The sequence below is a fragment of the Priestia sp. 53B2 genome, from assembly GCF_056099005.1.
This window is the reverse complement of sequence record NZ_JBLZXA010000036.1, coordinates 1-19869: the sequence shown is the minus strand read 5'-3', so window position 1 is coordinate 19869 and position 19869 is coordinate 1. Positions and strand designations below refer to the sequence as shown.

23 protein-coding genes are annotated in these 19869 nt (G+C 34.1%); 11 read left to right on the top strand and 12 right to left on the bottom strand.

The window, feature by feature from the left end; translation table 11 throughout:
* Positions 1 to 130 precede the first annotated feature (130 nt).
* Complete coding sequence (locus tag ACN6NE_RS29020) at positions 131 to 754, bottom strand: hypothetical protein (RefSeq protein ID WP_474328843.1); 624 nt, start codon at positions 752 to 754, stop codon at positions 131 to 133.
* 713 nt (positions 755 to 1467) lie between these two features.
* Between ACN6NE_RS29020 and ACN6NE_RS29015 the strand changes: the two genes are divergently transcribed.
* The 4 genes from ACN6NE_RS29015 to ACN6NE_RS29000 all read left to right on the top strand — a co-directional run bounded on the left by ACN6NE_RS29015 (position 1468) and on the right by ACN6NE_RS29000 (position 4449).
* Positions 1468 to 1947 (top strand): hypothetical protein, encoded by a 480-nt coding sequence (locus ACN6NE_RS29015; RefSeq protein WP_474328841.1) that lies wholly within the window; start codon positions 1468 to 1470, stop codon positions 1945 to 1947.
* A 237-nt stretch (positions 1948 to 2184) separates the two neighbouring features.
* Complete coding sequence (locus tag ACN6NE_RS29010; protein ID WP_474328839.1) at positions 2185 to 2697, top strand: sigma-70 family RNA polymerase sigma factor; 513 nt, start codon at positions 2185 to 2187, stop codon at positions 2695 to 2697.
* Positions 2694 to 3728: a DUF4030 domain-containing protein gene (locus ACN6NE_RS29005; protein ID WP_474328837.1), complete on the top strand. Its 1035-nt coding sequence runs from the start codon at positions 2694 to 2696 to the stop codon at positions 3726 to 3728. Before ACN6NE_RS29010 ends, ACN6NE_RS29005 begins: the two co-directional genes overlap by 4 nt.
* 274 nt (positions 3729 to 4002) lie before the next feature.
* Positions 4003 to 4449: a hypothetical protein gene (locus ACN6NE_RS29000; RefSeq protein WP_474328835.1), complete on the top strand. Its 447-nt coding sequence runs from the start codon at positions 4003 to 4005 to the stop codon at positions 4447 to 4449.
* Between the two features lie 91 nt (positions 4450 to 4540).
* On the opposite strand, the gene ACN6NE_RS28995 is transcribed toward ACN6NE_RS29000, so the two are convergent.
* A complete protein-coding gene (locus ACN6NE_RS28995) occupies positions 4541 to 5041 on the bottom strand; it encodes a VOC family protein (protein WP_474328833.1) in 501 nt (166 codons plus the stop codon).
* Between the two features lie 557 nt (positions 5042 to 5598).
* Between ACN6NE_RS28995 and ACN6NE_RS28990 the strand changes: the two genes are divergently transcribed.
* Complete coding sequence (locus tag ACN6NE_RS28990; RefSeq protein ID WP_129709882.1) at positions 5599 to 6351, top strand: DUF4046 domain-containing protein; 753 nt, start codon at positions 5599 to 5601, stop codon at positions 6349 to 6351.
* A gap of 113 nt (positions 6352 to 6464) precedes the next feature.
* On the opposite strand, the gene ACN6NE_RS28985 is transcribed toward ACN6NE_RS28990, so the two are convergent.
* On the bottom strand, positions 6465 to 6569 hold the full coding sequence (locus tag ACN6NE_RS28985) for a hypothetical protein (RefSeq protein ID WP_474328831.1): 105 nt from the start codon (positions 6567 to 6569) through the stop codon (positions 6465 to 6467).
* Positions 6570 to 6827: 258 nt separating this feature from the next.
* Between ACN6NE_RS28985 and ACN6NE_RS28980 the strand changes: the two genes are divergently transcribed.
* The 4 genes from ACN6NE_RS28980 (at position 6828) to ACN6NE_RS28965 (ending at position 12116) form a co-directional block, all read left to right on the top strand.
* Positions 6828 to 8450, top strand: a complete 1623-nt coding sequence (locus tag ACN6NE_RS28980; RefSeq protein WP_474328829.1) for a spore germination protein — start codon at positions 6828 to 6830, stop codon at positions 8448 to 8450.
* The gene (locus ACN6NE_RS28975; protein WP_129709878.1) at positions 8440 to 9663 is read left to right on the top strand and encodes a Ger(x)C family spore germination protein; all 1224 of its coding nucleotides are present in this window, start codon (positions 8440 to 8442) and stop codon (positions 9661 to 9663) included. The genes ACN6NE_RS28980 and ACN6NE_RS28975 overlap by 11 nt, the downstream gene beginning before the upstream one ends.
* A 27-nt stretch (positions 9664 to 9690) precedes the next feature.
* On the top strand, positions 9691 to 10791 hold the full coding sequence (locus ACN6NE_RS28970) for a GerAB/ArcD/ProY family transporter (RefSeq protein WP_129709876.1): 1101 nt from the start codon (positions 9691 to 9693) through the stop codon (positions 10789 to 10791).
* Between the two features lie 224 nt (positions 10792 to 11015).
* On the top strand, positions 11016 to 12116 hold the full coding sequence (locus tag ACN6NE_RS28965) for a GerAB/ArcD/ProY family transporter (RefSeq protein ID WP_474328827.1): 1101 nt from the start codon (positions 11016 to 11018) through the stop codon (positions 12114 to 12116).
* 541 nt (positions 12117 to 12657) lie between these two features.
* Here the strand turns inward: ACN6NE_RS28965 and ACN6NE_RS28960 are convergent.
* The 5 genes from ACN6NE_RS28960 to ACN6NE_RS28940 all read right to left on the bottom strand — a co-directional run bounded on the left by ACN6NE_RS28960 (position 12658) and on the right by ACN6NE_RS28940 (position 16219).
* Complete coding sequence (locus ACN6NE_RS28960) at positions 12658 to 13644, bottom strand: ABC transporter substrate-binding protein (RefSeq protein WP_474328825.1); 987 nt, start codon at positions 13642 to 13644, stop codon at positions 12658 to 12660.
* A gap of 325 nt (positions 13645 to 13969) precedes the next feature.
* A complete protein-coding gene (locus ACN6NE_RS28955) occupies positions 13970 to 14635 on the bottom strand; it encodes a phosphatase PAP2 family protein (protein WP_474328823.1) in 666 nt (221 codons plus the stop codon).
* 438 nt (positions 14636 to 15073) lie between these two features.
* Positions 15074 to 15418 carry a hypothetical protein gene (locus ACN6NE_RS28950; protein ID WP_129703609.1) on the bottom strand — a complete coding sequence of 115 codons (345 nt, stop codon included), beginning with the start codon at positions 15416 to 15418 and terminating at the stop codon, positions 15074 to 15076.
* A gap of 98 nt (positions 15419 to 15516) precedes the next feature.
* A complete protein-coding gene (locus ACN6NE_RS28945) occupies positions 15517 to 15732 on the bottom strand; it encodes a helix-turn-helix domain-containing protein (protein WP_129703607.1) in 216 nt (71 codons plus the stop codon).
* 10 nt (positions 15733 to 15742) lie between these two features.
* Positions 15743 to 16219 carry a DUF2975 domain-containing protein gene (locus ACN6NE_RS28940; RefSeq protein WP_129703605.1) on the bottom strand — a complete coding sequence of 159 codons (477 nt, stop codon included), beginning with the start codon at positions 16217 to 16219 and terminating at the stop codon, positions 15743 to 15745.
* A gap of 460 nt (positions 16220 to 16679) precedes the next feature.
* Between ACN6NE_RS28940 and ACN6NE_RS28935 the strand changes: the two genes are divergently transcribed.
* Positions 16680 to 17867, top strand: a complete 1188-nt coding sequence (locus ACN6NE_RS28935) for a cytochrome P450 family protein (RefSeq protein ID WP_129703603.1) — start codon at positions 16680 to 16682, stop codon at positions 17865 to 17867.
* Positions 17868 to 18000: 133 nt separating this feature from the next.
* Here the strand turns inward: ACN6NE_RS28935 and ACN6NE_RS28930 are convergent, their stop codons facing one another.
* Both ACN6NE_RS28930 and ACN6NE_RS28925 read right to left on the bottom strand, forming a co-directional pair.
* Positions 18001 to 18081: a MerR family DNA-binding transcriptional regulator gene (locus ACN6NE_RS28930; RefSeq protein ID WP_276319761.1), complete on the bottom strand. Its 81-nt coding sequence runs from the start codon at positions 18079 to 18081 to the stop codon at positions 18001 to 18003.
* Between the two features lie 124 nt (positions 18082 to 18205).
* Positions 18206 to 18589 carry a MerR family transcriptional regulator gene (locus ACN6NE_RS28925; protein ID WP_129703601.1) on the bottom strand — a complete coding sequence of 128 codons (384 nt, stop codon included), beginning with the start codon at positions 18587 to 18589 and terminating at the stop codon, positions 18206 to 18208.
* A 108-nt stretch (positions 18590 to 18697) separates the two neighbouring features.
* On the opposite strand from ACN6NE_RS28925, the gene ACN6NE_RS28920 reads away from it, so the two are divergent.
* The gene (locus ACN6NE_RS28920; protein WP_129703752.1) at positions 18698 to 19087 is read left to right on the top strand and encodes a carboxymuconolactone decarboxylase family protein; all 390 of its coding nucleotides are present in this window, start codon (positions 18698 to 18700) and stop codon (positions 19085 to 19087) included.
* A 104-nt stretch (positions 19088 to 19191) separates the two neighbouring features.
* Here the strand turns inward: ACN6NE_RS28920 and ACN6NE_RS28915 are convergent, their stop codons facing one another.
* Together ACN6NE_RS28915 and ACN6NE_RS28910 are read right to left on the bottom strand one after the other, a co-directional pair.
* Positions 19192 to 19434, bottom strand: coding sequence for a hypothetical protein (locus tag ACN6NE_RS28915; RefSeq protein ID WP_129703599.1), 243 nt, complete (start codon positions 19432 to 19434; stop codon positions 19192 to 19194).
* A gap of 94 nt (positions 19435 to 19528) precedes the next feature.
* A partial coding sequence (locus tag ACN6NE_RS28910) for an NAD(P)H-binding protein (RefSeq protein WP_474328820.1) occupies positions 19529 to 19869 on the bottom strand: 341 nt, incomplete at its 5' end.

Below are 19869 nucleotides of genomic sequence, written 5' to 3'. Positions count from 1 at the left end.
AAATAAACCTTATTGTACGTATAAAAAGTAATTAATCTTTTTATACATTTTTTTTATTTCTCCCTTTTTAATATAATAAGACCCTACCAATTAATAAATTGGCAGGGCTCTCTATAATTCTAGTATTACTTTATTCCTTTAAAGGCTTTAAATTTATACGTGCTATTTCCTTATGATTCCTTACTATAACCAGGGTACCTTCTAATGCTTTTTGTCTTAATTTCTCTAATTTATCTTTGCTAGGTACTAGAGGCATTTGACTGTTCTCAACGGTTGTCCCTAGATCATAATTGAGATCTAGACTTGCTTCACCACTTTTATTAAAGTCTCCAATCCCTATACCTCTCCCTAGCCCCCCAGCACGCTCATCATCACTGTAAACATTGAAACCTAAGATATCCTTAGAAGTAGATTTTAGCTCCTTGTTTGGTATTATTTTTACGTCAATGTTATCTTCACCAGCGTTATACATTTTCTTATTGCCTGTTTGTTTTATCTTAAATTTATAATACAAGCTAGTGGGTACGAGCTCTAATGACTTCCCTTTTTCCCTTATTATTGTGGATCCTACAATATGTTTGTCATTGACCAAAGTAACTTTCACTTCAGTAATTTCAAATGGTGCTTTTTTATTTGTTTGCTGATTTGTTGTTTCTTTTTTATTTTTGGTTACACTTGAGCTTTCTTTGTGTGAACAAGCTCCAGTAAGTAGTAAGGAAACACTTATAAAAGCAATTCCAGCAATCTTTTTCATAATTCTCCCCCTAAACTAAAAAAGTACTGCTCTCTATGTATATAGCTAACTAATAAAAGTATGGGTGTTAATCATTTTTATTTACAGATTTAAGATCATAGCGACTTATTTCTTTATGCTTTCTTGTAACAACAAGAGTTGCCTTCAAAACACTTTCTATGAAGTTATTTAACTTTTCCTTTTTATATAAAAAAGTTCTTGATCCAATTCTTACTTCAATAGTTTGAAGGTCTTTTCATACCTTTCGCCTCTAGATTATTCCACAATAAAAACACCTCGAAAATTAGTAGATATAAGTCGTTAATGCTTAAATTAAAGAGAATCAATTCCATTCCCCAATCTAAATGACAAATTCCTTTTTACCCCCAAGGGCTTTTTAATACTTAGATAAATCTATGGATTAGCTTTCCCCAACCTAGGTAAGAGATTCCTAAAATAAAAGCCCAAAGAAAGGCAATACGAATATTTCTGGGTATAGAAATCCATAGCTTTAACATGTCCCAAAGTAAGCCATCTTTATCGGATTTTTTCATTCCATTCACCTCAAATGGGTTATATTGTTTATATTTTTAACATTTTAATAAATATTTCCAATATATATTAAATAACAATTTTACCTTTTATTTCATTAAAAAGTAAAATATTAAAGTTAAAAGAAATGTAGTAAAATAAATATGGTATATATTGTAACTTATAGAGAGGGGAGTCATAGTTTGAAGGGAATCTTAGCTATGTCACTATTAGTACTTATTATTACCGGTTGTTCCAATGTAAATGACAACAAATTAAAATGGTTTAAAACGCAGAACGAAGCTATTAATCAAGGCATTAGAGAAGGGGATTTAAATAAAAAAGAAAATATTATTGGGAAAATCAAAGAAAATGGAGAAACATTTGTTTTTTATAAGTTAGAAGAAGAGAAAAAGGATATAGTAGTCGGCATGGCTAACTTAGCTAAACAGGATGGTAAATATGCTTGGTATAGGAATAACGCAAATATTGGAATTAAGAGTGGAAATAACCCTTCTACTCCGGTAAGCTGGGATACAGAAACAAGATCAGGAAAGAAATTCACTGCTTATACAGGAACAGCAGAGGCTGAAAATATCCCAATTGAAACAGAAACTGGCGAAGTTACACCTCAAATTAATAAAAAGTTTGGTATTTATTATTATATTGAACCTCGTAAATAAACCTGATTTTAGAACATTTTCACACGATTTTTGTTAAACATAAATGTTGACATTTCACAAAAAGAAGAGGACCATTTTTTGGTCCTTTTCTTTTTATTTTTCAATTAATATCCAAATTCATAGTATCTTAATTTTAATAATATGGTGAAATATCCAATTAGTTTATATAAACCCTGAAATTTTTGAAACATTTTTATTAACTCGACTGTCTAATATTTAGATGAACGGGGGGAGAGTATGTCTTTTTATAAAAGACATAAAAGGATTATGGATGAGAGAGCATTTGAAGATTTAGTTGAAAAAGAAAAAGAGAAATTATATAGAATCGCTTTCTTATATGTGAAAAATGAAAATGATGCTCTAGACATTGTTCAAGAAACAATATACAAGGCTTTTACGTCTATAGAAACTTTAAGAGAGTTGAAATATTTCTCGACGTGGATAACAAGGATATTAATAAATAATGCTCTAGATTTTCTAAAGAAACAAAAGAAAATATTATTGTCTGATGAAATAGATAAAATAAACAACCTTAATAATGAAAAAGCAGAAGATAAAATTGATTTAGTAAATGCCGTAAAACGATTAAAAGAGCCCTACAAAACAGCAATTATACTCCGATTCTACAAAGACTTCACAATAAAACAAATTGCTAACATTTTAGATTGTCCAGAAGGTACAGTAAAAACTTACATACATAGGGGAATTTATAAATTGAAATTAGACTTAGGGAAGGAGTATGTAAAATGAAGCAAGATTTGCCTAACGTTTTTAAAAATGAAATAGATAAAATAGAAGTTCCTGAACATAAATTAAATTCAGTAATTAAAAATGGAATGGAAAAGGGAAAGAACCAGAAAAAAAGACCTTCAAAAAATAAAAAAGCTTTATATTTAACGGCAGCTGCTTTATTATTCTTTTCTCTATTATTTGGATCTGCCTTTATTTTTTCTCCTATAGGAACAGTAGCATCAAAAATTCCGTATCTAGGTTCTATATTTGAAACAAATGCTATCTCGGCAGTTATTATGGATAAACTTGAGGAAAAAGGATATTCACTTAATAGCGTATCTGACAGTTATACACCTAAAAAAGAAATTGAAGTTAATGTAATAGGATCAAATGATTATTATAATTCAGTTAAAAACGATATTAAAGAAGATGTACAACAAATACTAAAAGTTAAAGGCTATGACAGCTACTCAATAAGCATTACTAAATTTAAAGAGTCAGTAGAACCAATATTAACAGCGAAACAACAAAAAGAAAAGTCTGTAATTACAGAAGAAATCTCACATAAATTAAAGCAATCAAATTATAAATTTAATACATTAGATGTTGATCCAATGAGTAAGGAAATCTTCATTAATCTAAAAGGATCTATTATGTATTACAACGGCAATAAAGATGAAGTGAAAAAAGCTGCTGAAGAAGCTTTAAACAAAACTAACTATGATGGATATAGCATTCAAGCAACCCATTCTACACCTATAGTAATAAAGAAAGTAGACGATATAGGCAGCAAAATTACTTCTGTAATTGGAGAAGGTCTTCTTTCAAAGAAAAAATACAAGGTCACGGAGGTAGGCTATACTGAAGAACCACTAACATTTAATATAAAAACTTCTGTAAATAGTTCTGATCCATCAGCTAAAACTCTATCGCAAAACATTGAAAAGGAAGTAAATCAATTAATGGAATTAAAGAATGTATCATCAAAGTTAGAAGGCAAATCATATAAAGTCATAATCTATAGTAAAGATGATAAAAAAATAAATTAAAATAAAACCATATATAGGGATATATATGAAAAACAGATTATAAGAAAAAACAAATCCAATAGAAATATAAAGAAGAGCTTGAAAATAAGAAAGAATCCAAGCATTAGTCTAAAAAAGCACTTATTTTTGCTGTTATTGTGATTATCTTTTTTGTTTTCAGCTACTATTTTGGAGTAAGACCTTTTCCTGAAAAAGATGAACATAAAATATTAGAAAGAACGGATGGTTAATCTAGAAAGACTAAAACCTATAATAAAAGCCAAGGAGATTCCTAATGAAAATTAAATTATTCTTTTTAATGTTGTTGACCTTTACTTTTTTAATAAGTTGTAGCAATCAAAAAGCAACAAAAGAACCCTATAGCGACATAAAATTGGAATTAATTAAAGAACAGAAGTTAGATAAAGGGATATCTTATGAAATAAAGCTAATCAACAACAGTAATGCAGTCCTTAAACAGAATAATGTATATCTTTATTACCCTATTGAAAAAAGAGAAAATGTATATGGGAACAACCCTTATAAGATTGAAGCTGAAGGAAATAAATTAGATATTAAACCAGGAGAGAAAGTTACTTTAAATGTCTTCATGCCTCTTCAAGGGATACAAAATCAATCTAATATAGAGACAAAAAAACCAGTCATCCAGTTAAAAGGATATCTGGATGAGGTAAATAATGAAAACAGGTTTAGTATTGGTGGAGATTTACATCAAGACTAAACAATTCAAAGTTCAACTAGTATTGTATATATTATACGTCTTTAGTTCACATAATTTTCATTGTCGGCAACCATTTATAAAAAGGAGCAAATCAAAGTTTGATTCGCTCCTTATAATCCTTTTCCATATCTAATGTATAAAATTCTATAACATTATCTTCAGTATCCTTAAAATACACCCTTCTTTCTTTTAACAGATTGGTGTTAATCTCTTCCACAATTTTATTATCAATGCCGGCATTTTGCAGTACCCTAATAGCAGAATCAAAATTCTCTTCTTTTATATGTAAAGCAAAATGCACATGAACTCCACCTTGATCATAAAGTCCCTTCCAATTGGAAATCAGTTTTTCTTTCTCTATTTCTTCTAACGGTGAAAAATTTCTGGGAAGCCAGAGACCTAGCCTAGTATGTCCGCCTACATATAACCAAGTTGCCCAAATGTCTTTATTATTTTCGTTAAACTGGCCATTTTCATATCCCCACTGTTCGACGATTGGAAAACCTAATTCATTTGACCAAAAATCTACTGCTCTATCCATTGATTTCACCTGTAAAACCAATTCAGAAACTCCTTCAATCTTAAGCTTCATATCCATCCCCCCATTTGGTAAATATTAATTAAATGATAACAGAAAAAGGAATTTTTAAATCATACCTAATAATGAAATGAATTCATACTTTAGCCTAGGGTCTGTTTACATAACCATGATTATGTATAGTTTCACTTTATACTATATCATTAAGTAAAATAAAACATACTTTATTAAAAATAGTTTTATAATTTACTTACCTTGTAGAAAAATGATCCATTTGTCGTCAATAAGTGTAAATGATGAAACTAATTGTTTTTATATAACACGTTAATATTTACTTATCGTTGTTTAACTGTTTAATGCATTATCCCTCTTGAATTATTTCTCTTCTTATATAACTAATTGTATATGTAGAATATCTGATTCTCTAACTCCTAACCTATACAATTCTTCTCTTAACATCATTCCTTTTGCAATGATAATGATTCTTTCCTTCCCATCTACCAATGTATAGATTTTGACTTTCTTCATTTAACAGCTCTCTTTTTGTATATAAAAATCATAATTACACATAATAGTGGTAAATGTATTTTTCTCAAAAGGAGCTTGAGATAATGAATAAAGAACAAGTTATTGAAATTTATCAACAAGTTCTAGAAAGAAAAAGAAAACGGTTTCCTAATTATTTCTTCGTAGGTAAGGAAGGCCAAAAATATATGGGCTATATGACATGCTATTTGCTTGAACAACGATTATCAATTCCTATTTATGAAATCCCTCTTCGAGTAGGGGCAGGTACGTTGTGGTCTCATCGTCTTAGACCACCTGCTATGCTATATGGATGGAATTATTATGAAGTCATTGATAATGCGTATCCAGGAGTGTTTAAACCTTGGCAATTTCAACAAGTTCCTGATAAATATTGGGATGGAGAGGAGGGAAAAAAACGAGCTATTGAAGCAGTAAAATATGTAATAGAGGAAAAACTAAAAATCCCTCTTAAAGAGATTCCTATTCAGGTTAATAATCGATTTTTTAATCAACATAACCTAGGAGGTATCTTTTCCCTTTTCGGCCAGTCCCCCTTTCAAGTAGTAGAAGCTGTTTATCCTGGAGTCTTTAAACCCTGGCAATTTGCTCATGTTCCCATGAATTGTTGGAAAAATGAACACTATATTCGAGAGGCAATGGACGATTTTTTATTCAAACAGCTCCATTTCTCTTCCTATAAAGAGGCCTTTCTCAAATTAAAAAGAATCCATTTCACCGATTATCAATTAACGGGTCTCTTTCAAATGGCTTTTGATTCCAGAATGAACAACGTGAAGAAATGGATAGAAAACCAATTAATAAATATAGGTAAATGATCATTTTATACGGATCTTGACTATTGGAAGAGACGAAATGAAACAAATCTGTGAGCTACATTCATGTTATGTTTTCCTCTTACCTTTATGAATGACGTTTTATACATAGATACTTACTTGCCTTCGTTTCCCTTTCTCTTCTTTATAAAAAGGTAGGCGGATTCAGCTAAAAAAAGAAAAAGAAGAAAAAAGAGCACAAATAATTCGGCTACTTCCATTACTCTAAAGGGACTTACGGCGTTGGACAACGCCTGAGAAATGTCAAATCCTTAAAAAATATCGATACCTAAAGAAAAGCCCATTAAGCATCCCATCATTAAAAGGCTAATACCTATAATTTTCATATCTATCACGCTCCATTTAATAGGTTTTTCCCTTTTTTCTATGATGATACATAAATATTTGTTGTTAATTTTTACATAAAAAACTCTTATATGGTTAAAGTAATAAAAACTTAAAGAAGGGTGATTAAATTTATGCCTTCGTTTTTTAAAGATCGCAAACAAAAAAAGAAACGACCACAGGATAACGAGAATCAAACTACTTATCATTCAATAGAACTGATACAAGTTTCATTATCGAGCAACCTTAATATGATTAAGCAGAAAACCGGAAATAGTTCAGATGTCGTTATTCGTGAGATAAAAATGGGGGGAGACTCCCACATTAAAACGGCGATTGTCTATGTAGAAGGAATTGTAGACAATCAGTCGATTCAAGAGTACTTACTGCAATCTATGATGAAGGATGATCATAAAGAAGAAATAAATCAGCACAATGCGATAGACCTGCTGTCTAAAGATATAATGACAATTGGAAACGTATCTTCCATCACTAACTTCAATGATCTGTTTGCATCTTTAATGGCAGGAGATACTCTTATTTTAGTGGATGGAGTAGAGCAGGCGCTGAGTGCTAGCACCAAAGGTGGAGAAAAGCGTTCCATTGCGGAATCTACTACCCAAATGGTGGTGCGAGGGCCAAAAGGAGCATTTACCGAGTCTCTTGGGACCAATACAGCTATGGTACGCCGCATCATTAAGACCCCCGATTTATGGATGGAGTCTTTAAAAGTGGGACGTGTAACAAAGACAGATGTGACGCTTATGTACATACATGGCATTGCCAATGATAAAGTCGTTAAAGAGATTCGTCAGCGATTAAATCAAATTGATATCGATAGCATTTTGGAATCAGGTTATATTGAACAACTAATAGAGGATCAGACAGCGACTCCTTTTCCAACTATCTATAACACGGAAAGACCTGATGTTGTAGCTGGAAACCTGTTAGAAGGACGGATTGCTATATTTGTGGATGGGACCCCTTTTGTACTGATTGCGCCAGCTGTATTTATGCAATTTTTCCAATCGGCTGAAGATTATTATGCCCGGTTCGACATTGCAACCTCCATTCGTCTTTTACGTATTTTTATGTTTATGATTTCTCTTATTGCGCCTGCTACTTATGTTGCAGTTACGACCTTCCACCAAGAAATGGTGCCAACCACGCTCATCGTAGCTATTGCGGCGCAGAGGGAAGCTGTTCCCTTTCCAGCATTTGTGGAAGCTCTTCTCATGGAGCTAACCTTTGAAATCCTACGAGAAGCAGGGATACGCCTGCCTAAAGCTATTGGTTCAGCCGTCTCCATTGTTGGGGCCCTTGTAATTGGTCAAGCAGCCGTTCAAGCAAGTATCGTGTCACCAGCAATGGTTATCATTGTATCGATCACCGCCATTGCTAGTTTTGCGACACCTTCCTTTGATATGGCGATTTCAGCTCGCTTAATTCGTTTTTTGTTTATGATTGGCGCAGCGACATTTGGTTTCTACGGCATCATTCTGTGCCTTTTGATGATGGTTGTCCATCTATGCAGCTTACGTTCATTTGGGGTACCCTATATGGCTCCATTTGCTCCTTTCATCCCCGTAAACAATGGGGATACCGTTGTGAGATTACCATGGTGGACACTGAGACAAAGACCGCGATTAATTACTGCTAACACGGTTCGAGAAGGGGCAAATCGACACCCGCAACCTCCTGCATCTCGTGGTATGGTGAATCGAGATCTTGAAGAAGGTGACAACAATGAAGCGTAAAGGCCTTTTTCTTTTATTGATGATGACGATGACAGTATTGCTCACAAGTTGTTGGAGTAAAAAAGAGTTAACTGACCTTGCGATCGTCGCAGCTATGGGTATCGATAGAACAGAAGATGGAAGATATCATATAACACTTCAGATTATTAATCCAGGAAACGTAGCGGGAGGCATGCAAGGAGGTGGAGGTGGTACGCAAAGCCCCCCTGTTACCATCTATTCGGCTTCTGGCGACAATTTAGTCGAGGCAAGTAGACGGGCTTCGGGTAGAATTTCCCGTAGACTGTATTATGCGCATACGAACTTGGTCGTTATTGGTGAGAAGCTGGCAAGAGAACAGGGGCTTAACCCGTTAATTGATGCTATTGACCGTGATCCGGAATTTCGGATCACTACAACACTGGTAATTGCCAATCATTCAACTGCTGCAGATTTCGTGAAAACATTAACACCCGTAGATAAGATTCCAGCGAATAAGGTGATGAAAACCTTAGAATTCACCCAAAGAAAATGGGGAGAGAACATAAAGGTGTCGTTCCAAGACGTAATGGAGGGCCTTGAATCTCCTGGAGGCGAAACCATCGTATCGGGATTTCGTATGATTGGAGATCATAAGCAAGCACAGATGTTGGAGAATCTTCAAGAAAGCGCGCCTGAATCAACGCTTCGAGCCTCAGGAATTGCCGTTTTAAAAGAAGGAAAGTTAGTAGATTGGCTGTATGGAAAACCAGCTAGAGGAACGGTGTGGATTTTGGATAAAATCCAAGGAACTGATATCAACATTGATTGGGGAGGGAAAAAGCAAGCGATTGCCTATCAAACGGTTCGTCAAAAAACAAACGTGTCTGCACAAGTAAAGAATGGTCAACCCAAAATTTCTGTTCATACGCGTGTAGAAGGAGACATCGGTGAAATGGAGGTACCTGTAGATATAACCAATCCAAACGTCATTACAAAGATGGAAAAAGAATTGGAGAAAGAAATAAAAAAAGACCTAAAGAAAGCCATTGAACAGGCTCAAATAAACAAAACGGATGTCTTTGGATTCGGCGAAGCCATCCACCGTGCTAGACCAAATGAATGGAAGAAATTAAAATCGGAGTGGAGCGATGTATACTTCCCAAAATTAAACGTAGATATTACCGTGGAAGCCTATATTCGTCGTGCAGGCTTACGAAACAAGTCGTTTCTTTCGGGTGTGAAAGAGAATTAAAAGTGATAAAAAGGAGGTACCAGTTCAATGGAGAAGGCAAAAATTAGTGCCAGTCAGCTTTTTATTTTAATGGTCTTTTTTGAACTAGGTAGTGCTTTACTGGTACCTCTTGCAATAAGAGCCAAACAAGAGGCGTGGCTTGCGATTCTGCTGGGCATGCTAGGCAGTTTTGTCCTATTTTTAGTTTATCATAAGCTTTATACCTATTATCCCGATCTCTTACCTACAGAATACATGCAAAAGATTCTAGGGAAAGTGATGGGAACCGTACTGGCCTTTGTTTACATTCTTTATTTTATGTACGATGCCTCAAGAGTTCTACGTGATTTTGGCGAGATGTTGTTAACCTTTGCCTATCCCGATACCCCTTTATTTATCGCGAATGCCTTATTAATACTGGTCATTATTTATGCCACTCGAAAAGGAATTGAGGTCATAGCCCGATCAGGAGAGCTCCTGTTTATTTTTATGTACGTTCTTGCGGTCATCGGATTTATTCTGATTGTTTCTTCAGGTTTAATCGACGTTACAAACTTAAAACCTGTACTTGAAAAAGGTATGTTACCACCCTTAAAAGTTGCCTTGTCTGAAACCTTATATTTCCCGTTTACCGAAGCCATCGTGTTTACGATGATCTTGCCGTATTTGAATAATCCTAAAAAGGCAAAGGTGACGATGTTATGTGCAACGGGATTAAGTGGGATGAATTTGATTATCACAATGCTCATTAATATTAGTGTGCTGGGCGTTGATTTGACTGCACGTTCACAGTTTCCTCTTCTTAGCACAGTTCAGACCATCCAAGTAGCTGATTTTTTAGAACGTCTTGATGTATTTTTTATGCTTGCCATGGTGATCGGTATCTTCTTTAAAGTCTGCGTGTTGTTTTATGCAGCTGTCATAGGTACAGCTAACTTATTCAAGATTAAATCACCTTCACGCCTGTCGTATCCTTTAGGTCTCGTCATTCTCTTTTTGTCTATCACCATTGCGAGTAATTTTCAAGAACATCTTCATGAAGGACTATATGTAGCAAAATTTGTACTGCATATTCCTCTCTTCATAATTATTCCTTCTCTGCTTCTTCTTGTAGCTTTCTTAAAAAACAGGAAGAAGCAGAGAGGGTAACATATTAGATTAGCTAATTTTTATATGGGGTATTAGTGTTATTGTTGAAATTTCCAATGAAATCCTTACCTATGAAGAGAATGCTTCTAGCCTAGAACTAACCTTACAGAAAATCTGATATCTCTAAAAAATTCTAAAAAATTAAAAGTAATGACAAGGTTCAAAAACGATTCAAGAAAGTAAAAGAGCGATTTAAATAAGATTGAAAAGGAGGTGCCAGTTGAATGGAGAAAGCCAAAATTAGTGCCAGTCAATTATTTATTCTAATGGTTCTGTTTGAACTGGGTAGTGCTTTACTGGTACCTCTTGCAATAGACGCAAAACAGGAAGCCTGGTTGGCGATTCTACTTGGAATGGTATTCAGTTTCGTTCTTTTATTAGTCTATCATAAGCTTTATTCATATTATCCAGATCTTTTGCCAACAGAATATATGCAAAAGATTCTAGGTAAAGTGATGGGAACCGTACTGGCCTTTATCTATATTCTTTACTTTATGTATGATGCTTCAAGGGTTCTACGTGATTTTGGTGTAATGTTGTTAACCTTCGGCTATCCTGACACGCCTTTATTTATCGCGAATACTCTGTTAATCCTTGTCATTATTTATACGGTTCGAAAAGGAATTGAGGTCATAGCCCGATCAGGGGAACTGCTTTTTATTTTTATGTATATCCTTGCGATCGCTGGATTTATCTTGATTGTGAGTTCTGGTTTAATAGATGTTACAAACTTGCAACCTGTACTGGAAGAAGGCTTGTTACCCGTCCTAAAAGTGGTATTTACCCAAACCTTATATTTCCCGTTTACAGAGGTCCTTGTATTTACGATGATTTTGCCGTATTTAAATAATCCTAAGAAGGCAAAGGTGACCATGTTATGTGCAACGGGATTAAGTGGAATCAATTTGATTATTACAATGCTCATTAATATTAGTGTACTTGGCGTCGATCTGACTGCACGTTCACAATTTCCACTTCTTAGTACCGTTCAGACCATCCAAGTAGCTAATTTTTTAGAACGCCTGGATGTTTTTTTTATGCTTGCCTTAGTGATCGGTATCTTTTTTAAGATAAGCGTGCTGTTTTATGCAACTGTCATAGGCACAGCTAACTTATTTAAGGTTGAAGCGCCTTCACGAATATCGTATCCTTTGGGCCTAGTCGTTCTATTTATGTCTATTACGATTGCGAGTAATTTTCAAGAACATCTCCATGAAGGACTAAAGGTAGTAATGTTTGTTCTGCATATTCCTCTCCTCGCAATTATCCCTTCTCTACTTCTTCTTGTTGCGTTCTTGAAAAACAGAAAGAAGCAGAGAGGATAACAGGTTTGTTCGCATCATTTTTTCGAGGAAGAAGTAGTTCTACAATCCGTTGAATTCCTAGAGGATAGTATCAATGTGGATTTAAAATATATGAGGTGATTTTTTATGTATACTTGGTTTTATGATCATTTTGTTAACACGATCCTATTTCCTCTTACTTGTATAGTGATGGTAGCCATTTCATTAAGTGCATATGCATACTTTAAATTGAGGAAAACAAATAATCAATAGTCCATCAGAATTGTTGATTTCTAATCTCAATCTTTCCCCTTCTTTAAATTTTGTAATGAATATAAAGGATAATAATTCATTACAACAATAATTTTTCCACTTTTTAAAATCAATTTTTTTCCTTTGACCTACCAAAGATCCCTTTTTTGCTTATCTAGTTACCATAATGTAAGTTACGGGAAGAAGTTATCTTAATTAAACTATATTGAGGGAACAAAAAAACCAGCTATATAAAATAGCTGGTTTCTTCGGTTAATGAAAACCCTCTATAAGGGCACTAATATTATAACATAAAAAACTTATTTATACCCTATTTATCTACCATTATTTTCTCAAGTTCATCTAACATTTGATTAGCTGCAATTACCCCACCAGCAGTGTTCCAAACTGCATCACTAACTTTATGCACATTTCCAGCTTTAGAAACGTTTAAATTTTTCCAAAGTGGATCATTGGTCCATTCTTTTTCCATAGTTACACCTTCATCTTCACCTTTTGGAGCATATGTAAAGTAGAACATAACATCTCCATCCATTTTAGGTATAACTTCTTTTCCAACATCTACAGCAAGGTTGCCTAGTTTGCTATTATCTTTAAACATTTTTTCTTGCTCTGGAGTACGTTTAAATCCTAATTGTTTAAAAATTACGCCTGAGAAAGAATCGGTATAGTAGATACGAGCTGTTCCTGGCATAAAGCGAACAACAGATACTTCTTGATTCACTTTATCTCCAAGCTTTTCTTTAACGTCATTAACATGTTGATCAAAGTCAGCTAAGACTTCTTTTCCTTTTGCTTCTTTGTTTGTAGCCTTCGCATATAATTCAAAGTTTTCTTTCCAATCTCCTCTTAATGTCTCTGAGAATACAGTTGGTGCAATTTGACTTAATTGATCGTAAACAGCTTCTTGACGCATTTTATTCCCAATAATTAAATCTGGTTTCAATGCTGCAATCTTTTCAATACTAACTTCACTTTCTGTACCGACAACTTGAACACCCTTCATATCACCTTTAATATGGTCATACCAAGGATCACCTAACCAAGATTGAACTGCCCCAACAGGTTTAATCCCCATTGCTAGCAAAGCTTCCGTGCCTTCATTTGTTAGAACCACAACACGCTTAGGTGTTTTAGGAATCTCTGTTTTCCCCATTGCATGCTTAACTGTGTAAGCTTTTTCATCTTTTGAACTTGATGACTCTTCTTTTGAAGCTCCGTTACTGCCACAAGCAGCCATGAAAACTAAAAAGAGAGCAGTTACCAAAGCAAGTACAGCTTTTGAATATGTACGCATATTTTATCCCCCAGTAAATATGATAATGATTTTCATTCTTATTTATAATGCTACAATCATATATAAACTGTCAATAAGATTAAGAAATAATTTATAGTTTTAATAGAATTGCTTATAGCTTGATGAAATTGATCAAGTAATTTCCTTTGTTTTCAAGCTGTATATCGTATACATTTCTAATTTACATAAGGTCCATTCTAGGAAGACATAAAGCAGCCTAGTAACATCCAGGCTGCTTTATAATTAGTTATTTATTTGCTTCTGCAAAACATTGAATACGTTTACTGACTTCATGGCGTACTTGTTGAAAAAAACACCTATTTTATTATTGGTTGTCATTGAGATGTTTTCGGTTATAAATTTTTTCCCTGTATCGCTGATAAAGCCAAATAATAATTGTAAGCCAGAAAATACTCACCAAATAACCAGCTAGCACATCACTAGGGTAATGTACCCCTAAATAAATACGGCTAGTTCCAATAGCAAGAATCATGATGACGCTAAGAAGAATTAAAATTGTACGTCCCCATTGAGTAGGAAGATGTCGCCAAAGTAAGAAGGCTAAAACCCCATAAAAAGCAAAGGCAGTTGTTGCATGACCACTAGGGAAACTGTAACTACTTATTTCAATAAGTCGGTGCAAATTAGGACGTTCTCTTTGAAAAATTTGCTTTAATATGCGAAACAGAATGCTAGAACCTAGAATAGCAGCCACAAATAAGATAAGTTCTGAGCGATGTTTTAGTACTGTATAGAGAAAAAACATGATTAGAACAGAAAGTATAGTGATCGCAGGCAAGGATCCAATAAAAGTAAAAAACTTCATTATAGATGTTAATATTGGAGATTCAAAACCCTGCACGAAAGAGATAACTGTACTGTCAAAATGAACAATTCGATCCTGACTCACCGAGATAGCCAAGAATCCAAAACCAATAATGGATATAGCACTTAAAATGAAAACCACCGTAAACTGAACTCTTAAGTTCATAAAAACAAGTACCTCGATTTCCTTATATTATAGTACATGTAAGTAAAAGAGTATAATAAGTGAACCCCCAATAACACCAGTGATAACGATAACCAAAGCAGGTATATAATATATATGATATGGAGACCTACTATACATAATATGAGTTATCTAAATATAAACATGTAGTATTTAATCCTTGAATTAACCGAAGAAGTGGAAATAATATTTATCTAAGAAGTATAGAATGGCAACTGGTACGATATAAAATAAAAACTCGAATTTATACTCTTCTTTCTCTTCTTTCATAGTTGCTTAACCCTTTCTCTATTATATTTTGTTAAATAAAAAATGTATTTAACAAATAAATATACGAATTATACAATTAAAGATGATTATATCATTCCACCAAACCACTTACCGCAAATATTTACGAAAAGAGCCTTTTAATATTAATGATTACATAGATGTAATGAACAGCAGTAAAAGCATAAAAATTGCTAACAAAACACTTAAGAAGATATTTAACATAGATATGATTACATTATTTTTAACTTTTCTTATTCCGACGATAAGACCGGATACAACTGTAACCCACCAAAGGATATCAAAGAATAATTCATTAAACCTTGCTGTAATTTCAGTGAAAAATAATACAATGAGTAGCAATTGTAGTAAAAGTACCCCAACTCCCAATAATGATGGTGTATTTTGAGTATTTCTACGATGAAAAAGTACCCCAACTACTATAAAAACCAAAACAAGAAATAAAACAAAGAGCATAACCAAACTGGTAAAACTCATTAAAGTTCTCCTCTATTTAATTTATATTTGTCTTCGACTAACTAATCGCCATAAGCGAACCCGTTAAATTTTCCTCTACTTCTTTATTTGTAACTGTTTTAAGCTTCTTCTTCATCCTTGTATTCTAAAATATCACCAGGCTGACAATCTAATGCTTTGCAAATGGCCTCTAAAGTTGAAAACCTAACTGCTTTTGCCTTGCCATTTTTTAAGATAGAAAGATTGGCCATTGTTATTCCTACCTTCTCCGAAAGTTCTGTAACACTCATTTTTCTTTTAGCCAACATGACATCAATATTGATTATAATTGCCACTTTATTCACCTCAGATTGTGTAATCGTTCTCCGACTTTATATCAATTGCTTGTTGTAAAAGCCTTTTAAGAACCGCAGCAAAGACTGCGATTACCAATGAAGCAAAGATAGGGACCATTCCAACTATTACTAGACCTGGAGCATCATCTTTCTCTGCCGCAAGAAAAACAAATGGTATCATTACCACATACAGGCCACTAATTGTCATTGCACAGTATTTTATTTTCCTTAAAGCTATTACAGAGATGTTAGAAAACGCTTTGTTCTTGTCAATATAGATTAGAAGTCGGAACGCCTGATACAACGTTAAAAAGTACGGGATAGCTGAAAGATACATAATGCTTACAGCAGGATATAGTATGTAGGAATAATCTGGATTTGCTATATTATTAGCTAAATAAAATAAACCAAATATGCCTAAAGCAAGAACTGGAGCTCCCATAAGAAAAAGAGCTATTTTCAAAAATATTGTTGAACTTTGTTTCATAATAAAGCACCTCACTTATTAATTTCAACTATGAATTTAACATATAATTTATCGTTTTACAATAAAATATTATTATTTATCATATTGTTTTTATTGTTTTTGAAAACCCACTTTAATTTTTAAGTGAAAATAAAAAATTAAAAACTATGCAAATCTTGCTTACCCGGCTAAAATGTTTTATGAGCTAAATCACTTCTTGTATATATGTAATGATTATCTTACTTTAGTTAAAATACCGTAATTTTTACATGACTTGTCGAAAAATAAAAATTTAATCTAACAGACCCTTCTACAAAAAACAAGATTGACTCTCCTCTTAGGGTAGACATTAAACTTAAGTTATAAATTAATAGAAGGGGTGTTTGGATATGGATTGTATTATTTCGTAAGGTTGGAAAAAGTGTTTATCCGAATAAAGCAGCTATTAGTACGATGGAGTTTAGAAAAGGGGGCAATACTTATGGATATTAAATCGCTTGATTTATTTTCACAACAGTTTCACCAAAACCCTTATGATTATTACAAGAAAATTCGTCCACACCAACCTTTTGCAAAAGTGAAGATGCTTAACGATGGAAACAATACATGGATGGCTCTTACGTATAAGGCGGCGGAAGCCGTATTAAAAGATAAGAGGTTTATAAAAGATATGCGGACTGCCTTTCCTGACGAAATGACGGATGAAAATTTACCGCCAATCGCTCGAAGCATGCTTTTTGTCGACCCACCGGATCATCATCGCCTACGCAGCCTAGTACAAAGTGGATTTACACCCAAAAGAATTGAGAAGTTAAGAGGGCGTATTGAGGAGATTGCAAGCGAACAAGCTAAGCTCATGAGAAGCAAAGGAACGGTTGACTTTATTAAAGCTTATGCGTTTCCGATTCCAATTAGAGTCATCTGTGAATTGCTTGGCATCCCATCTGAAGATCAACTTGATTTCCAACGCTGGTCCAACGCACTGGTGGACATAAATGATGATTCTCAGTATGACGAAGCTAATATGGAATTTGTGGCTTATTTGGAGAAATTGATCGAACAAAAGCGTGTTTCTCCTGAAGAAGATTTAATGTCTTATTTAATTCAAGCTGAGGAAGGAGGAGACCGGTTAACCGTAAGTGAATTGTATGGAGTCGTTATGCTTCTTATTGTGGCAGGACATGAAACGACTGTAAATCTCATTTCCAACGGTTTACTGGCTCTGCTTACACATCCAGAGCAACTTGCGTTGCTAAAAGCAGACCCTTCCCTCGTGGCTCAGGCTATTGAGGAATTGCTACGTTTTAACGGACCGGTTGAGTTCAGTACAGACCGTTGGGCGAAAGAATCCTTTACGTTTATGGGCCAGCAGGTTGAGCAGGGGGACCACGTCATTGTTTCACTTGCATCAGCTGATCATGATCCGGAGGTGTTTGCGAAACCTGGTACTCTCGATATTACAAGAGAGAAAAGTCCACATCTTGCGTTTGGTAAAGGTCTTCACTATTGCCTAGGTGCTCCACTGGCACGACTTGAAGGGGAAATTGCCATTCGGATTTTGCTCGAGGAATATCCAAACCTTACTCTTGCAGCTGAACTGTCTGAATTAGAATGGCGGCAAAGCCTTATAATTCGTGGTTTGAAACAGTTACCTGTTAAGCTCTTTTAAGGAGATATGTTAGGATCAACCCAGTTGAAGGCATTTATCAACTGGGTCGTGTCAGATTGCTACAATATAAAATTCAATGAACACCTACCTATATCTTTTAATTAGAGGCATTCTTATTTAAACCCTGTCAATATCATAACCCAATCTTTTCATAATAACGTAGCGTATGAGCTGTAAACCCTGTCTTCATAGCAACTTCAGATATACTATACATTTCCATTTCCTCCTTTCTTTACATGCTATAACTTAGACTTAACTCTAAGTCAATAATTAATTTACGAATAATAAAAAAAGACTCGGAACTTTTCCGAGCCGTCCTATTTAATTTACATAAAGCATTAAAAGTACTGTTTCTTCGTTGGATCTAATGCTTTATAGTATTCTATCTTTTCCTCGATTTTATGAAGATTCATCTTTAATTCTTCTATCTTGCTTGAGACATCTTGATGATGTTCCTCTAATAACTCCCTTCTTGAAACAATAGTAGAATCTCCTTCTTGTCGTAAATCAGAAAACTGCTTCATTTTAAGCATTGGCATACCTGTAACACGTAATCGAATTAAAAAATGAATCCATGCAATATCAGAGTCTGTGTACTGTCGATATCCAGTTGTATCTCTTTGTATGTTCATGATCAATCCAATTTTTTCATAATAACGCAATGTATGTGCAGAAAGACCGGTCATTTTTGCTACTTCTTGAATACTGAATAAATTTTCCATATAAGCAATTATAACATGATAAATAAAAGTCTTGCTTTAGAGCGCGCTCTAAAGATTACTATCTAATTTATAGATAAAATCACTATATGTTAAGGAGAGATTCAGTTGATAAACGAACGCTATGAAAATGGATGGAAAAAGCTAATGGAGGTAGATGGGGAAGGTGGGAAACGAGTAATTGAATCATTAGAGGACATTGCCCCTGACCTTGGAAGATATGTCATCGAGTTTGCCTTTGGAGATATTTATAAAAGACAAGGAATTAGTCTACAGCAAAAACAGTTGGTAACCATAGCTTCACTAGCGACACAAGGGGGATGTGAGCCACAATTAAATGTTCATATTAATGCAGCTCTTAACGTGGGGCTTACCCGAGATGATATAGTGGAGGCCATTATACACTGTATTCCATATACCGGTTTTCCAAAAGTTTTAAATGCAGTTTTTGTTGCTAAAAAAGTTTTCGAAGAAAGAGATCTAAAAGTAATTACTAAATAAAATTGCATGTATATGATATAAAAAGCTAGATCATGTAGTGTGTAAGTTATTGGAATAAAAAAAGCTCTTCTATCCTATATAAATAGGCCATGAAGAGCTTTTCATTATCTATAATTATTTTCTACTGGTTCTCCTAAATCATCTAGATCTTGGCTTATATTTAAAATAATTAAATAATGCCACTCTCCTTTACGCTTACCTAGGTTCACTACTTGATGAACTTCAACAGTATCATTCGTATACTCCCTAGCTGCTTCGCACATTTCTATCAATGTATTGCCAAACTCTGTGTTCTCCCAATTTTTCACCGTTAATTCCATATAAGACTGACTCTTTTTTATATTCATACCCTATTCCTCCTCTTACTTAAAATAACATTAAAGAAATAGTTAGGGTACCAAAGCTTAAGTTAAGATAAAACACATTATCGGTAGACATTTCCTAATTTGATATAAAGGGTGCTTTATGTATGTAACTTGAACAAGATACCTGCTCGATCAAAAATTGTGCGATACCCTCGGCAGATATCTTAAACCCGGGCATATCAAGTAAATTAACCTTTATTTTTTTTGATTCTTTATGTTCTTTAACAAAAGGCAACCGTACAAGTGTCCAGTCTAATTTGCTTTCTTCAAGGATTTGTAGCTCTTTTTTTTTATCTAAAATCATCTCAGAATAAAGAATACGAAAAGCAATTGCTCCTAGTTTATTGACGAATGTTTTTTTATCCCCTTTGATATCTAAAGATCCACCCGTTACACCAATATATCTTTTAATTTCAA

Bases quoted from the DNA above. Each gene is read 5' to 3' on its own strand.
- ACN6NE_RS29005 (WP_474328837.1), top strand. From the start codon at position 2,694: ATGAAGCAAGATTTGCCTAACGTTTTTAAAAATGAAATAGATAAAATA.
- ACN6NE_RS28980 (WP_474328829.1), top strand. From the start codon at position 6,828: ATGCCTTCGTTTTTTAAAGATCGCAAACAAAAAAAGAAACGACCACAG.
- ACN6NE_RS28955 (WP_474328823.1), bottom strand. From the start codon at position 14,635: ATGAACTTAAGAGTTCAGTTTACGGTGGTTTTCATTTTAAGTGCTATA.
- ACN6NE_RS29020 (WP_474328843.1), bottom strand. From the start codon at position 754: ATGAAAAAGATTGCTGGAATTGCTTTTATAAGTGTTTCCTTACTACTT.
- ACN6NE_RS28970 (WP_129709876.1), top strand. From the start codon at position 9,691: ATGGAGAAGGCAAAAATTAGTGCCAGTCAGCTTTTTATTTTAATGGTC.
- ACN6NE_RS28950 (WP_129703609.1), bottom strand. From the start codon at position 15,418: ATGAGTTTTACCAGTTTGGTTATGCTCTTTGTTTTATTTCTTGTTTTG.
- ACN6NE_RS28965 (WP_474328827.1), top strand. From the start codon at position 11,016: ATGGAGAAAGCCAAAATTAGTGCCAGTCAATTATTTATTCTAATGGTT.
- ACN6NE_RS28960 (WP_474328825.1), bottom strand. From the start codon at position 13,644: ATGCGTACATATTCAAAAGCTGTACTTGCTTTGGTAACTGCTCTCTTT.
- ACN6NE_RS29000 (WP_474328835.1), top strand. From the start codon at position 4,003: ATGAAAATTAAATTATTCTTTTTAATGTTGTTGACCTTTACTTTTTTA.
- ACN6NE_RS28930 (WP_276319761.1), bottom strand. From the start codon at position 18,081: ATGTATAGTATATCTGAAGTTGCTATGAAGACAGGGTTTACAGCTCAT.
- ACN6NE_RS28935 (WP_129703603.1), top strand. From the start codon at position 16,680: ATGGATATTAAATCGCTTGATTTATTTTCACAACAGTTTCACCAAAAC.
- ACN6NE_RS28985 (WP_474328831.1), bottom strand. From the start codon at position 6,569: ATGGAAGTAGCCGAATTATTTGTGCTCTTTTTTCTTCTTTTTCTTTTT.
- ACN6NE_RS28990 (WP_129709882.1), top strand. From the start codon at position 5,599: ATGAATAAAGAACAAGTTATTGAAATTTATCAACAAGTTCTAGAAAGA.
- ACN6NE_RS28995 (WP_474328833.1), bottom strand. From the start codon at position 5,041: ATGAAGCTTAAGATTGAAGGAGTTTCTGAATTGGTTTTACAGGTGAAA.
- ACN6NE_RS28940 (WP_129703605.1), bottom strand. From the start codon at position 16,219: ATGAAACAAAGTTCAACAATATTTTTGAAAATAGCTCTTTTTCTTATG.
- ACN6NE_RS29010 (WP_474328839.1), top strand. From the start codon at position 2,185: ATGTCTTTTTATAAAAGACATAAAAGGATTATGGATGAGAGAGCATTT.
- ACN6NE_RS28975 (WP_129709878.1), top strand. From the start codon at position 8,440: ATGAAGCGTAAAGGCCTTTTTCTTTTATTGATGATGACGATGACAGTA.
- ACN6NE_RS28915 (WP_129703599.1), bottom strand. From the start codon at position 19,434: ATGAATATAAAAAAGAGTCAGTCTTATATGGAATTAACGGTGAAAAAT.
- ACN6NE_RS28925 (WP_129703601.1), bottom strand. From the start codon at position 18,589: ATGGAAAATTTATTCAGTATTCAAGAAGTAGCAAAAATGACCGGTCTT.